This is a genomic window from Stenotrophomonas sp. HMSC10F06, from assembly GCF_001807865.1.
In the GTDB taxonomy this organism is placed as follows: Bacteria; Pseudomonadota; Gammaproteobacteria; order Xanthomonadales; family Xanthomonadaceae; genus Stenotrophomonas; species Stenotrophomonas bentonitica_A.
Window position 1 is genome coordinate 40,624 of the sequence record NZ_KV791258.1, and the last position, 12,631, is coordinate 53,254.

13 protein-coding genes are annotated in these 12,631 nt (G+C 66.4%); 5 read left to right on the plus strand and 8 right to left on the minus strand.

Translation table 11 applies throughout. The features are described 5' to 3' along the window. Nucleotides 1-8 precede the first annotated feature (8 nt). From HMPREF3113_RS03440 to HMPREF3113_RS03455, 4 genes are all read right to left on the minus strand, one after another. Nucleotides 9-995 (minus strand): acrylyl-CoA reductase (NADPH), encoded by a 987-nt coding sequence (locus tag HMPREF3113_RS03440; protein ID WP_070470813.1) that lies wholly within the window; start codon nt 993-995, stop codon nt 9-11. A gap of 406 nt (nt 996-1,401) precedes the next feature. After that, on the minus strand, nt 1,402-1,989 hold the full coding sequence (locus tag HMPREF3113_RS03445; protein ID WP_070470815.1) for a hypothetical protein: 588 nt from the start codon (nt 1,987-1,989) through the stop codon (nt 1,402-1,404). 113 nt (nt 1,990-2,102) lie between these two features. Further along, nucleotides 2,103-2,918, minus strand: coding sequence for a S1 family peptidase (locus HMPREF3113_RS03450; protein WP_070470817.1), 816 nt, complete (start codon nt 2,916-2,918; stop codon nt 2,103-2,105). 70 nt (nt 2,919-2,988) lie between these two features. Further along, nucleotides 2,989-3,474: a MarR family winged helix-turn-helix transcriptional regulator gene (locus HMPREF3113_RS03455; RefSeq protein WP_070470819.1), complete on the minus strand. Its 486-nt coding sequence runs from the start codon at nt 3,472-3,474 to the stop codon at nt 2,989-2,991. Nucleotides 3,475-3,521: 47 nt separating this feature from the next. On the opposite strand from HMPREF3113_RS03455, the gene HMPREF3113_RS03460 reads away from it, so the two are divergent. Continuing rightward, nucleotides 3,522-5,006: an FAD-dependent oxidoreductase gene (locus HMPREF3113_RS03460; RefSeq protein ID WP_070470848.1), complete on the plus strand. Its 1,485-nt coding sequence runs from the start codon at nt 3,522-3,524 to the stop codon at nt 5,004-5,006. A 7-nt stretch (nt 5,007-5,013) separates the two neighbouring features. On the opposite strand, the gene HMPREF3113_RS03465 is transcribed toward HMPREF3113_RS03460, so the two are convergent. The 4 genes from HMPREF3113_RS03465 to HMPREF3113_RS03480 all read right to left on the minus strand — a co-directional run bounded on the left by HMPREF3113_RS03465 (nt 5,014) and on the right by HMPREF3113_RS03480 (nt 8,420). Next, nucleotides 5,014-5,694 (minus strand): L,D-transpeptidase, encoded by a 681-nt coding sequence (locus HMPREF3113_RS03465; protein ID WP_070470850.1) that lies wholly within the window; start codon nt 5,692-5,694, stop codon nt 5,014-5,016. 156 nt (nt 5,695-5,850) lie between these two features. Continuing rightward, the gene (locus HMPREF3113_RS03470) at nt 5,851-6,120 is read right to left on the minus strand and encodes a membrane protein (RefSeq protein ID WP_019185050.1); all 270 of its coding nucleotides are present in this window, start codon (nt 6,118-6,120) and stop codon (nt 5,851-5,853) included. 346 nt (nt 6,121-6,466) lie between these two features. Then, nucleotides 6,467-7,741 carry a hypothetical protein gene (locus HMPREF3113_RS03475; protein ID WP_070470820.1) on the minus strand — a complete coding sequence of 425 codons (1,275 nt, stop codon included), beginning with the start codon at nt 7,739-7,741 and terminating at the stop codon, nt 6,467-6,469. Nucleotides 7,742-8,042: 301 nt separating this feature from the next. Beyond that, nucleotides 8,043-8,420, minus strand: a complete 378-nt coding sequence (locus HMPREF3113_RS03480; protein ID WP_070470822.1) for a glycine zipper 2TM domain-containing protein — start codon at nt 8,418-8,420, stop codon at nt 8,043-8,045. A 225-nt stretch (nt 8,421-8,645) separates the two neighbouring features. Here HMPREF3113_RS03480 and HMPREF3113_RS03485 point away from each other — a divergent pair, with 225 nt between their 5' ends. The 4 genes from HMPREF3113_RS03485 to HMPREF3113_RS03500 all read left to right on the plus strand — a co-directional run bounded on the left by HMPREF3113_RS03485 (nt 8,646) and on the right by HMPREF3113_RS03500 (nt 12,612). After that, nucleotides 8,646-9,023, plus strand: a complete 378-nt coding sequence (locus HMPREF3113_RS03485) for an H-NS family nucleoid-associated regulatory protein (protein ID WP_046272557.1) — start codon at nt 8,646-8,648, stop codon at nt 9,021-9,023. Between the two features lie 10 nt (nt 9,024-9,033). Continuing rightward, nucleotides 9,034-9,390: a bleomycin resistance protein gene (locus HMPREF3113_RS03490; RefSeq protein WP_070470823.1), complete on the plus strand. Its 357-nt coding sequence runs from the start codon at nt 9,034-9,036 to the stop codon at nt 9,388-9,390. Between the two features lie 46 nt (nt 9,391-9,436). Next, entirely contained in the window at nt 9,437-10,366 is a 930-nt protein-coding gene (locus tag HMPREF3113_RS03495) for a hypothetical protein (RefSeq protein ID WP_070470826.1), read from the plus strand. A gap of 191 nt (nt 10,367-10,557) precedes the next feature. Further along, entirely contained in the window at nt 10,558-12,612 is a 2,055-nt protein-coding gene (locus HMPREF3113_RS03500) for a TonB-dependent receptor domain-containing protein (RefSeq protein ID WP_083298710.1), read from the plus strand. Nucleotides 12,613-12,631: the final 19 nt, after the last annotated feature.

The following is a 12,631-nucleotide window of genomic DNA, read 5'->3' on the forward strand; positions in this document are numbered from 1 at the left end:
CGACAGGATCACGCGTTGACGTCGACCACAGTGCGGCCCTGTACACGCCCCTGCAGCACCTGGTCGGCCAGCGCCGGCACCTCGGCCAGCCCGATCATCTGCGTGGTGCGCGCCAGCTTGCCCAGGTCCAGATCGGTAGCCAGGCGCGTCCAGGCCTGCTCGCGCGCGGCGTAAGGCGCGTTGACCGAGTCGATGCCGGCGAGCGTCACGTTGCGCAGGATGAAAGGCAGCACCGAACCCGGCAGATCCGCACCTTGGGCCAATCCGAAGGCCGCCACCACGCCACGATAGCGCGTCTGCGCCAGCACATTGGCCAACGTGTGGCTGCCCACCGCGTCGATCGCACCGGCCCAGCGTTCCTTGGCGATCGGTGCACCTGGCGCGGACAAGGTCGCCCGATCGATGATCTCGGCCGCACCCAGCGCCTTGAGATACGCGGACTCCTCCAGCCGGCCGGTCGATGCCACCACTCGATAGCCAAGCGTGGACAGCAGCGCGATGGCGATGGAGCCGGCACCGCCGTTGGCACCGGTCACCAGGATGTCCCCCTGGTCCGGTGATACACCGCCATGCTCCAGCGCCAGCACCGACAGCATCGCGGTGTAGCCGGCCGTACCGATTGCCATCGCATCGCGGCTGGTGAACGCCTCGGGGATCTTCACCAGCCACTCGCCGGGCACGCGTGCCTTCTGCGCATAGCCGCCGTGGTGGGTCTGGCTCAACCCCCAACCGTTGACCAGCACACGGTCACCAGCGGTGTAACCGGGATGGCTGGAGGTCTCGACCACACCGGCCAGATCGATACCGGGGATCAACGGGAAGGTACGGATCACCGGTGAGCGACCGCTCAGCGCGAGGGCATCCTTGTAGTTCACCGTGGAGTACTCCACGGCCACGGTGACGTCGCCGGGCATCAGGTCCTGCTCGGTCAGCTGGACGACACCGGCGCTGATGGCATCGCCGGTCTTGGTGGCAAGGAGGGCGTTGAAGGTCATGGGATCTCCGGTTGCGGTGCATGAGGGACAGTGCAGACCGGACCAGTGTGCGCACCTGGCCGTACCGTGGCGTTAAATCGCTGGGATCACTCCACAGTACAGAGCAGGGGCTCCGCCCGTAGATCGGCAGGAAGATGGCCGGCATGTCGGGCACCACACCGGAGAACATGGAGCTGTTCCTGGTGACCTGCATCAGCAGTACGGCGGTGCCGAAGGCTACTTGAAATCCATCGGCGTCAGCAAGGCGGAGATCGATCAGCTGAAGGTACGGTTGGGTCAGGCGGGCTGACCGCATAGCGTGACGCAGGCGCCGGGGGACGCCCGGCGCCTGCTCGATCCGAGGTGAGCCAGCAGCTCTCGATCCCGGTCGAGCACGCGGCGCTGCGTGGGCATGAGCGATGACGGCCTATTGCGCCAGCGGCTCACCCAACGGGCGCTGCTGCCGCTCGTCCTGATCGAACGTGATGTAACGGCGGTGGATGAGCTTGGCATCCATGTCCCAGCGATACGTCTCCACCCCGCCGTTGCCTGTACCGTCGGACAGAAGACCGACAATGCCGCGGGTCAGGTTTTCCGTAAGCAGTACCTGGGAAGCACCGTCGGCATTCACGCGCAGGCTCAGGCGATCACGCAGGTGATCCTCGCCCTTCCCCACCGGGGCATCGAAGGCAAGAGCTACCAGGCCATCTTCGTGGGTTGCCATCCCACCGCGTTCATCGCCTTTGGCGTCGTACAGCCACACACCGGCCGTGCGCGATCGCCTTCCGGCATCAACTGCATCCTGGCCCACCTCAACACGCATTACGCCTTGGTCATCCAGCACAACGACGCGATGGGCACGGAGTTCATCAACGGTGAGTGTTCCGCGCGGCGCCATCGACAATGCGATGACTGCCACCGCCAGGGCTGCAACAAGCAGTCCAAGGGCGATAGTCAACAGAGTGAGGCGGCGTACGGACGTGCGAAGCACCTCCAGCGGTTCTACAACGTCCATGTGCGTGGTGCTCCTTTGCTGATGTCCTTCCTTGGATCATAGCCCTGGCATCGCCGCTGACCTTGCGCCACGCGGTGATACCTGGTCGGCCAGGTACCCTCTTCCAACGCCATCTAAGGCTGCCCGGCCATCACACGTTGAATCCAGTCCCGGTAGTGACTCACGCGCACATTGCAGGTCACCTGCCCATAGCGCCCGGGCCGGGCCGTCAGCACATTGCCCTGGACGACTTTCCACGACCCCTGCCCTGCCAGCAGCCACTGGCCATCGTGCTCGACGAGCACGGGGCCACCGCTGTCACCGTTGCCCAGCGCACCCTCGAGCGGCAGCGGTTCTGGTGGTGCATCGAAGACATAGCAGAGCCAGCGGTCGTAGGCACTGGTGATCCGGTTGAATGCGCGGCGAAGGTCGGTGCGGTTGGGGCCATTGGGAGAGTGCCCGGTAGCACCGGTACCCGTCGCGCCCTTCCCCAGGATTTTCGCGATCTGGCCGGCCTCGTCGCTGCCGCTGTAAAGCACAACAGGCGCGACGTCGGTGACGGGCGTCTTCAACTTGATCAGGGCAACATCATCGCCCGAGGCCAGAAACACCACGATCAGCATCGCCTCGCCACTGGCCATGGCCTGGTCGATCAACGTCTGCGGCAGCGTGCGATAGCCGGGATGGGTGACGACGCGCTCGACGTCCCGGGCACTTCCGTTGATCACCACCTGCTTGAGGTCGGCATGCATCGGCAGCGTGTGCGCGGCGGTGAGCACCCACTGCGGTGCGATCAGCGCACCGTGGCCTTCGCCGGGCATATCCACGAGGGCGGGAAACTCGGTGGCGGGAACGCGGTACCGCGCATCGTCCACGTCGTGGCGGATGACGATGGCGTGGGCGGTCGAGGACGCGACCGTGAGCAGGGCGAGAAGCAGGAATCCTTTCACGTGTGATGCCTTGAGGATCTGACAGGGGCGTCCAAGCGACGGGCGGTGGCCTGAAGTCTGCGCTGCGTCGTTACGGCTCCCGCTCACGGGCTTCCAGCGCGCTGGCGAACTGTGCCATCAAACGGACCAGCTCCGATACCTCCTGCGCGGGCCACGCGGCGAAGATCTCACGGCCGATCCGCTCGCGTGCGGCGTCCAGCCGATCGGTCATCTCCTTGCCCTTCGGCGCGATGGTCGCCTCCCGGATACGGCGGTCCTGCGGGTTGCCACGACGCGTAACCAGCTCCATCGCCGCCAGCTTCGCGACCTGCCGGCTGATGGTGGTGTAGTCGCGGCCCAGCCGATCGGCCAGCTCAACCACCCCGATCGGCCCAACCCGCTCGATCACCACCAGCAGGCGGAACAGGGCCTGGTCCAGCGTCACCCCGGCCTCCTGGATGAGCCGCTCATCGTTGCGCGGCCGGTTCATCACGCTGGCGAGGCTGACCATGGAGAGGTGAAGCGACCTTAGCTCGGCCGAATTATGTGTATCTTGCACCTTCTTTTTCACCGGCATAGCATCCCTCCTAGTAAGTGCATATTACACACACCTGGAGCGGAATGATGGGCGACACCCTTGATGTAGTGATCTGCGGTGCCGGCGCCGCCGGCCTCACCCTGGCCATCGAACTGGCCCGCCGCGGCGTGGCATTCCGCCTGGTGGAGCAGCGGGAACAGCCCTTCCATGGCTCACGTGGCAAGGGCATCCAGCCGCGCAGCCAGGAAATTTTCGAGGACATGGGCATCGTCGACAGACTGTTCGCCGCCGGCGGCCTCTATCCAGTCTCGCGGTCGCACCATGCCGATGGCACCTGCACGGACGCCGCGGTCATCGAGGCCGCCCCGGCAACACCGGCCGAACCCTATCGGCGGCCGCTGATGGTGCCGCAGTTCCTGACCGAGGCCGTGATGCGCGATCGCCTCGCCGAGCTGGGCCACCGGGTCGAGTTCGGGCACGCAGTGATCGGGTTGGAACAGGACGCCAACGGCGTAAGCGTCCGCCTTGCCACGCCAACGGGCGAGCAGACCGTGCGCACGCGCTACCTGGTCGGCGCGGACGGCGGTCGGAGTTTCGTACGCCAGGCACTGGACATCGGCTTCCCGGGCAAAACACTGGGCGTGCGAGCGGTGGTGGCCGACATCGTGCTGCACGGTCTGCCGCGCGATGCCTGGCACAACTTCAACGAAGACGACCCGCAGCGGCGGATCTCGCTGTGCCCGCTGATGGGAACGGCGCTGTTCCAGCTGCAGGCCCCCGTACCGCTCGACGGTGACGTGGACCTTTCCGTCGACGGGCTGGCGGACATGGTGCGCGTGCGTACCGGCCGCAATGATCTCGCGGTGCTCGATGTCTGTTGGGCCTCGGCGTACCGGATGAACGCGCGATTGGCCGACCGGTACCGCAACGGCCGCGTGTTCCTCATCGGCGACGCCGCCCACACGCATCCGCCCACGGGCGGCCAGGGCCTGAACACCAGCGCGCAGGACGCCTACAACCTCGGTTGGAAACTGGCGGCGGTGTTGAAGGGTGCGCCGCAGGCCCTGCTGGATACCTACGAGCAAGAGCGCCGCCCCATTGCAGCCTCGATGCTCGGGCTTGCCACGACGCTGCTCGCCCAAGCCCAGCGCGGCGACAACCGCCGTGGGCGCGGCGTCCAGCAGCTCGATCTCGCCTATGCTGAATCGTCACTCACGCTGCCTGCCGAGGCCCGCAGCGGACGCATTGCGCCGGGCAACCGGGCGCCGGATGCGCCGCTGCAGGGCGCGGGTGGACAGCGCGTGCGCCTGTTCGAGGTGCTGCGCGGAACGCATTGGACGTTGCTGGGCTACGCCTGTGATCGGTCCAACGCCCCCTCCCGTGCGGGGTTGCGCGTCCACGTCACCGGCCCGGCTGGCGACCTGCGCGATGCGGAGGGGCACTTCGTCGACGCCTATGGCGTGCAACCGGGCGACTGGCTGCTGATCCGGCCCGACGGCTACGTCGCCGCTGTCGTCGACACGCCGCACCTGGCGGCGCTGCTGGCGCATTTTGAACGCCATGCGCCGTGACGACGCATTACTTGCCGGCGGGACCCGCGCGGGCTCCGTCATCGCCCTGGGTCGCCTCGCGACTCTTCGCGAACTCCGGGAAGGTCTCGGCTATCGATGCCTTGTCGGGCAGCACGTAAAACACCCCGCCCCGCTGGAACGTGGATTCAATGATCTGCGCGTAGAACGCCGGCGAGACATTGATGCAGCCATGGGTGACGCGATTGTCGTCCGGTGACGCCGATGCCAGGCGCTCGGCCCGTCGCTCTTTCGGGACACCTGTCGCTGTGGGGTGGATGGAGACGGCGGAATCGTAGTCGACCCACAGGACGCGGCCCGCGTCGATGGACGGCCCAAAGCCCCCCACGAAGCGCCCGGCGGGCGTCGTGCGATCCCGGCCTGGAATTTCGCGAAGGGCGAGTCCGGCGATGCCGGGCGCGATATGGTCGCCGGTGGCCGAGCCGAACAGCCCCGGGGCGGCGCCGCGAAGTTTGCCTTCGCCGTCGAAGACCAGGATCTGCGCAGCGGCCTTGTCCATGATGGCGAACGGATAGCCCTGACTGTCCTTGGTGGCGACAACCCAGCCGGCCAGGTCAATCACGGTGTTGGAGACTTCCTGGCCCGGCGGAAGTTCATCGACGGCGGCGGTCGGTTTCGCGACAGCCTCGTCGGCATTGGCCACGCCAATGCTCGCGAACGCCAGCGCCAGGGTCAGCGCCCCGCGAAGGGCCAGGACGGCAGGAGATGAGTGCGTACGGATGGGACACTTCCTTGCAAAGGACATTGCACGACCAACGGAGACCAGTGGCCTGCACAGGCCACCGGTCGCCGATTCAGACGTTGCACACAAACGGTGCAGCAGCGATCAACCGCGCGGCTTGCGGCGGGGCGCCTGTTCGAGCTGCTGGACGCGACCTTCGATCTGATCCAGACGCTGGTTGGCCTGCTGCGCCGACTGGTTGGCCGACTCGGCACTCTGGGCGGCGCCCTGCACCTTCGTGTCGAGTTGATCCAGGCGGGAGTTGATGGTGGCGAACTCGTCTTTATACGTAGCGCAGGCACTCAGGCCCACAGTCGCGATCAACGCCACTGTCAGCGTACGTGCCGTTGTCAGTTGCTGTTTTGTCAGGAACATTGCACTGCCTCCTTCGTATGGGGTGTTCGGACGATAGCGGCCTCATCGCCAGAGCCATGACCGGGGTTCAGTTGAAGCCGAAAGACGTAGACGGAACGTGAAGAAACTGAACGCTTCCGATCAGGGCTCGCCGTTGACCTGCGCGTCCATCGCAACGCGTTTCAGGTGCGACAACATGGCAAAGGCAAGGCCACGCCGCTGCTCCGCACGCATCCCCTGCCGGCTTTTCCAGCAGAGCCGCCAACACCGCGTGGTCGTCGTGACTGTCACGCAATCCGGCGTTGCCAACGGCACGCGCACGCCCTGCCTCGCCGGCAGGGTCGTACGAGTTTGGCTGTCCGATACGTCACTCACCCGCGTCGCCCGGATCGCCCACGCCTGATCCCCACCCCTTCGTCAAACCCCACCCGTCGCCGCCCCGCTCCAGGCGCCATCCTTCGCCGAGTACGAGCGTCCAGCCTGGTCCCGTCCATCTGGAACCCGCGCCGTCCACTACGCCGCCGCTCACGCTGAGCAACGCCCAATCCCTGGACAGAAGCCCCCCGGATACTGCCGTCAACTCGCCCCACTCATCCCGCACCGTCAGCGGCGTATAGACCGTCCCGGCATCATCGAGCGGGAACAGCGAGCGGGCATCGAAGGAGATCGACGGGTTGCGCAGGGGCAGACGAATCGCATCGTTGCCGAGGAAACGCTCGCGATAGCCGGCACTGCGTCGCTCCCGCTCTTTTGCTCGCTCGCGTTCCTCTGTACGCACCTCATCGGCGCCATAGCCGGCACCGTTCTGTGCGATGCCGGCCCCACGCCATGTGACGCCCAGCGCATCCGCCAGCAGCGCAGGCAACGTCGTGCCGGCAGACAACCCGCGGCGCCACGCTGGCGACCAACGGTCGAGCAGCAGTCCGTACGCGGGCCCGGTCACGTACGCCGCCGAACGCACGAAACTCTGCGACGCATCCGCCTTGGCGAGTGCATCTACGGCGGCAGCTGTCGCATCGCCACCGTGGGTGGCCGCAGCGATCGCGCGTCCCGAGTACTCGGCCAGGCCTTCATTGCGCTCTACCTTGGCTTCTTCCTCCAGCGCGCGCGTCGGCGGTGCCGCGGCATCAGAACGCAGAGCCCTGTAGCCCAGCGCTGCTGCCGCGTGCTGGCGCGCTTGGTGCTCGTCGCGCGTGGAAAGTGCCTGCGCCAGCGCGCGCATCTCCAGCCGCAACGCCGTGCGACCGGCTTCCCCATCCAGGTGTGCGGTGTCGCCCTCGGTGGCAGGCAGACCGAGGGCCGCCTGCACGCAGTGCCACTGCTCGTGCCAGAACAGCGTCGCCAATCCGTCCCGGTCGCCGGGAAGCGGCAGAAGCAGCAGGACGGCAGGGGCGCCATCGATCGTGATGCAGGTGTTGGCGGGCGGCTGGTCATTCCGCAGTACGACAGGCAGCGCGGGCCCTGTGGCGGAGTCTCTGCGCCAACTGCTCCCGGAGGCGCGGTCATGCACGATAACCGGCGCGTCCAGCGGCATGCGCCACAGCGCCTGTGCGGCCTGCGTGGAGGCGGGTGCGTCCGCCACGGTGGCGATGCGGGTCAGCGCCTCCTCCACGCCCACCGGCGGACGCTGGGCTGCAGCCATGCATGGCATCAGCCAGAGACCGGCGACGCTGGCTGCAACGGCGGCAGCAACGCTGTGTCGCCGAGGAAGGTGCCGCTGCTGCCCTGCCCGTTCTGCTGTGGACTTCCCTGCCCTCATCTCCGGCCTCTCCCTGACAGCACCCGCGCTGCGTCAGATCCGGACGGTAACCCACGCCAGCCCGCGATGTCATGACGTGCCGCTGGCGCGCTATCTCATGGCGCGCGCTGCGCGGCCACCCAGCGGGCGCCCAGGCGCTGGATACGCAGGCTTGACGCGCCGGGCCCGGGCGATACCCTGGGGATCAGCGCCAGCCGCGATTGTGGTTGCGGCGGTCCTGGTTCCAGCGACGCTGGTCATGGCGGCGATCGTGATGGCTGGTGCGCTCGTACCGGTGGCCACGGTCATAGCGACGATCACGGTCGTAGCGATCATTGCGGTTGTCGCGACGGTCCTTGGTGGTCACGTTGCCGATGGCACCACCGGCCACTGCTCCGCCGGCGGTCATCAGCGGATCACCGTTGGACAGCACGTGCCCGGCTACGCCGCCCACGACGGCGCCGACCAGCGTGTTCTTGTCCTTGCGCGACATTGCATCCGCATTGCCTGCCGCGGTCACGCCAGCGGTCAACGCCACTGCCAGGGCCAGGCCGCGGAAGCTGAAAAGGGTCGAGGTGATCATGGTGGGTTGCTCCTGGGGAACGGTGTTTAATCGAATCTGGTCGCCGAAGGTTGCCGGAACATTGCGTACCCACGGATGAACCAACCCCCTGTTCAGGTTTCGTGGGCAGGGCGTGTTACGCCATCGGCCGCTTCACGTACGCATTTGTTATGGTGCCCTCCGTCAGCCCCTCCTCCCTGGAATCCCATGCCCCGTACGCCTTCCACCGCCCCCTCCGCAGCAACGATGAATACCCGCCTGGCAGCGGCGGTCGCGCGGTCGGGACTGGACGAGCAGGCGCTGCTCAAGGCGGCGACCAAAGAGGCCTATGAGCGGGTCACTGTGCTGCTGACCACCAGCTATGCCGATTTCAGCCCCGAGCAGCAGCGCCGGATCCGGGCGCTGTTGGACACCGCGCCTGCGGCCAGGCGCGAGAAGGCCCCCAAGGTCGCCAAGGCCCCGAAGGAAGATCTGCCGCCCCGTTTCTGGTTGCCGCATAGCGGCGCCACCTGGTCGGGCCGCGGGCGCGTGCCAAATGCTTTCCTGTCCTGGGAAGGCACGGTCGCGCATACCGAATGGAAGAAGACCCACCCCGATCAGCGCTTCCCGTCCTATCCTGGCTGAGGCCGCACGCATGCCCCAGACCGTCATTCCGCAACTGCGCATGACCGATGCCGCGATCAGCGTGCCGTTCTACCAGCGGCTCGGGTTCGTGATCGACTGGGAACATCGCTTCGCACCGGACATGCCGCTGTTCGTGCAGATCAGCCGTGAGGGCCAGCAGATGTTCCTCAGCGAACACACCGGCGATTGCGAGCCGGGGGGCGCCGTGTATTTTCATGTGCCTGACGTGGACGCATTGCATGCCGCGTTCGTTGCGGCCGGCGCGCCGGTCTTCCGACCGCCGGCAGATGTGCCATGGGGCGGGCGCGAAATGATGGTGATCGACCCGGACCACAACCGGCTGCGCTTCGCCACGCAGGGTCACTGATCGAAGCGACTATGATGGTCGCCATTGAACGAAGCAGTGGTTGCAGATGAGTCGCGGAATCAAGATGCGCAAGGCAGTGGGCACGCACGGCACCCTGCACCGGGTGGGCGACCTGCAGAAGCGTCATGACGCGCAACAGACCCTGCCAACGCTGCTGTGCGATGGGTGCAACGTGCCGGTGAGATTCGTTCCCGAGCACAGCAGGCCCGGCGTGGACCGCGCCCCGCCCCTCCATTTGCCCGCCTACCTCGCCTTGAACAAAGGCACCGGGCATCTGCCCGGGTGTCGCTACAACGCGCCCGCCCATCTGCAGGCCCTGCTTGCCGCCGGAGCCGATCCCGAGTTTCTGACGACCCTGGATGATGGGACGCACGAGCTTCGCCTGCTCATCCTCCAACACGCCCTGAAACGCGGCAGTTCGGGCCCGGCGCTGCTGCCGGCAGACGCACCGCTGGACGGTTACCTGCGCACCCTCTCCGACCTGCTCACGCTGCAGGCGATGTGCGAGGACGACACGCTGCTGGCCCCGCAGCTGACCCTGCGCCTGGGCAAGAAGCGGGTGGACTGGACGAATTTCCTCTACCGGCAGGAGCGCTACGACGCGGCATGGGAGCGGCTTGGCGCCGCCTCGAGCGAGCTGCCGATGGCACTGCTCGGAACCGTGCGGTCACATCGTACGCCGCAGCCCGGTGACCCCCATGGCGTCACCTTCCTCAATTGTGCCCCGAAGTATCAGCACACCGGCGTGACCGACCGCCGGGATTTCTACGAAGTCAGCGTCGGGCACCCCGATGCCACGTGGCTGAAGTCCTTCCCGGTAGGGGCGGAGATCGTGATGTTCGGGTTGTGGCGCCAAGGCAGGAGCAGCACCGCCTCCCGGCCGCATCCGACCGATCCGCGCCGCACGATCACCAGCGTTACCCACAAGCTGGCATTGCGGCCGAGCTTTGCCCGGCAATTGACCCTGGTGGAGTGATTCGCTCGGCCGGGATGGTTTTCCTGTGATAGACAGCGCGCAACGCTAACGACATCCGATGCCGTGGAGATGTATCACTACATTTCAAATGCGAATGGTTCGTGATACGATTGTTAAGATTTCTTGAAACCCCCACACGGACGTCCCCAGCCATCGCCAGCGGGCTCCCATAGCCACGGAGTATTTTCGCGATGTCGCACCCCTCCCCCTCTCCCCGTCGTCCCGCCGCCACGCTGGCCGTTGCCATTGGCCTGGTGCTGACCGCCCAGGCGCATGCCGATGCTTCGGCGGACGCCGCCTCCTCGCCCCGCCAGATGGATACGGTCGTGGTCACCGCCACCGGCGCCCAGCAGTGGATCAAGGACGCCCCGGCCAGCATCAGCGTGATCACCCGCGAGGAGATCGAACGCAAGCCGGTCAGCAGCATCGGCCAGCTGCTGAGCACCGTTCCCGGCGTGACCGGTGGCTATGCGCTGTCCGGTGCGCAGTCCAAGATCCGCCTGCGCGGCCTGCCGGAGCAGTACACGTTGATCCTCATCGATGGCCGCCGCCAGGGCAATTCCTCCGGCGTGAACTACCGCGATGACCTGGGTCCGCAGGATCTGAACTGGCTCTCGCCGGACATGATCGAGCGCATCGAGGTGGTCCGCGGGCCGATGTCCTCGCTGTACGGCTCGGACGCGATGGGCGGCGTGATCAACATCATCACCCGCAAGATCGCCAACGAATGGGGTGGCTCGGTCACCTACAACTACAGCAAGCCGGATTCCCCGACCCGCGGTGACACCACCCAGATGGGCGCGCTGTTCAGTGGCCCGCTGACCGAGAATCTGGGCCTGCGCGTCGGTGCCAACGTGACCAATCGGGAATCGGACACCGGGCGGCGGCAGACGCCGGGCAACAAGGCCGAGAACGCCAATGCCCTGCTCAACTGGCGCATCAACGATGACCACACCGTGGGCTTCGAAGCCTCGCGCGGCGAGCAGCGAAACAGCGGCGCTGGTGACGTCGGCGCCTGGGGCCTGTCCAAGCTGGTGCAGACCGGCTATGTGGTCATGCACGATGGTCGCTACGGCGATGCCGCCACGTCCAAGACGACGCTGGTGCAGAACGATTACGAAGACAAGGGCAGCGCTGTCGGCAACCACTCCAAGGAGACGGTGTTCGATACCGCGTTCACCCGCAGCTTCCATTGGGGGTTCGAGCAGAGCTTGAACGTGGGCGGCCAGTGGAAGCGCGAGGAGCTCAAGAACGGCGATACCATCGGGACGGTGCCGGTGACCTGGACCGGCACGGGCCGGATCAGCCCGGTCAGTGAAGCCGATTCCTGGGCGCTGTTCGCTGAAGACCACATCACCCTGCACGAGCGTTTCATCCTGACCGTGGGCTTGCGCTGGGACAACACCGACAACTACGACGACAACCTCAGCCCACGCGTTTACGGCGTCTGGCACCCGTCCGATGACTGGACCGTGCGTGGTGGTGTCTCGCAGGGCTTCCGTGCACCGACGTTGAAGCAGGGCACGGCCGGCGCGGCGACGCAGTCCGGTGGCAACGGCTGCACTGCCCTGACCGCCGAAGGCTGGACCAATCGCTCGGTCAGCGCCGATGGCACCACCGGCTGCTACATGGCCGGCAATCCGAACCTGGAACCGGAAACCAGCACCAACTACGAGCTGGGCGTGGGCTTCGACAAGAACGGCTGGTCTGCCTCGGCCACCTACTTCCTGACCGATTTCGATGACAAGATCCAGCAGGTTCCGCTGCGCGAGATTCCGGGCCAGACCACCAGCTTCGTCAACGGGTTCTGGTGGACGGTCGCGCAGAACATCCAGAAGGCCCGCACCCGCGGCGTCGAAGCCAGCGTCACCGTGCCCCTGCATGAGCGACTGAACTGGATCACCAATGCCACGCGCATGCTGGAGTCGAAGAACCGCACCACCGGTGCGAGCCTGCTGGTGGTGCCCAAGCTGACCGCCAACACCTCGCTGGACTGGCAGGTCACCGATGCCTGGTCGCTCAACCTGAGCGCGCAGCACATCGGCGAACAGCTGGTGTCCTCCACCAGCGCCACCTTCGCCAAGGCGTACACCACCTGGGATCTGGTCACCGGCTACGACGTCAACGAGCACCTGACCGTGCGCGCGGGCGTGCTCAACCTCGGCGATGTCTCCACCATCGAGGAAGGCAACAACTACGATGGCGGCGCACGTACGTTCTTCGTGGGGGCCACGGCGCGGTTCTGACCGCGCCGGGTCGAGCGCA

Excerpts from the sequence above, each read along its gene's own strand:
- HMPREF3113_RS03440 (WP_070470813.1), bottom strand. The coding sequence starts at position 995 with ATGACCTTCAACGCCCTCCTTGCCACCAAGACCGGCGATGCCATCAGC.
- HMPREF3113_RS03445 (WP_070470815.1), bottom strand. The coding sequence starts at position 1,989 with ATGGACGTTGTAGAACCGCTGGAGGTGCTTCGCACGTCCGTACGCCGC.
- HMPREF3113_RS03455 (WP_070470819.1), bottom strand. The coding sequence starts at position 3,474 with ATGCCGGTGAAAAAGAAGGTGCAAGATACACATAATTCGGCCGAGCTA.
- HMPREF3113_RS03460 (WP_070470848.1), top strand. The coding sequence starts at position 3,522 with ATGGGCGACACCCTTGATGTAGTGATCTGCGGTGCCGGCGCCGCCGGC.
- HMPREF3113_RS03470 (WP_019185050.1), bottom strand. The coding sequence starts at position 6,120 with ATGTTCCTGACAAAACAGCAACTGACAACGGCACGTACGCTGACAGTG.
- HMPREF3113_RS03475 (WP_070470820.1), bottom strand. The coding sequence starts at position 7,741 with ATGGCTGCAGCCCAGCGTCCGCCGGTGGGCGTGGAGGAGGCGCTGACC.
- HMPREF3113_RS03480 (WP_070470822.1), bottom strand. The coding sequence starts at position 8,420 with ATGATCACCTCGACCCTTTTCAGCTTCCGCGGCCTGGCCCTGGCAGTG.
- HMPREF3113_RS03485 (WP_046272557.1), top strand. The coding sequence starts at position 8,646 with ATGAATACCCGCCTGGCAGCGGCGGTCGCGCGGTCGGGACTGGACGAG.
- HMPREF3113_RS03490 (WP_070470823.1), top strand. The coding sequence starts at position 9,034 with ATGCCCCAGACCGTCATTCCGCAACTGCGCATGACCGATGCCGCGATC.
- HMPREF3113_RS03495 (WP_070470826.1), top strand. The coding sequence starts at position 9,437 with ATGAGTCGCGGAATCAAGATGCGCAAGGCAGTGGGCACGCACGGCACC.
- HMPREF3113_RS03500 (WP_083298710.1), top strand. The coding sequence starts at position 10,558 with ATGTCGCACCCCTCCCCCTCTCCCCGTCGTCCCGCCGCCACGCTGGCC.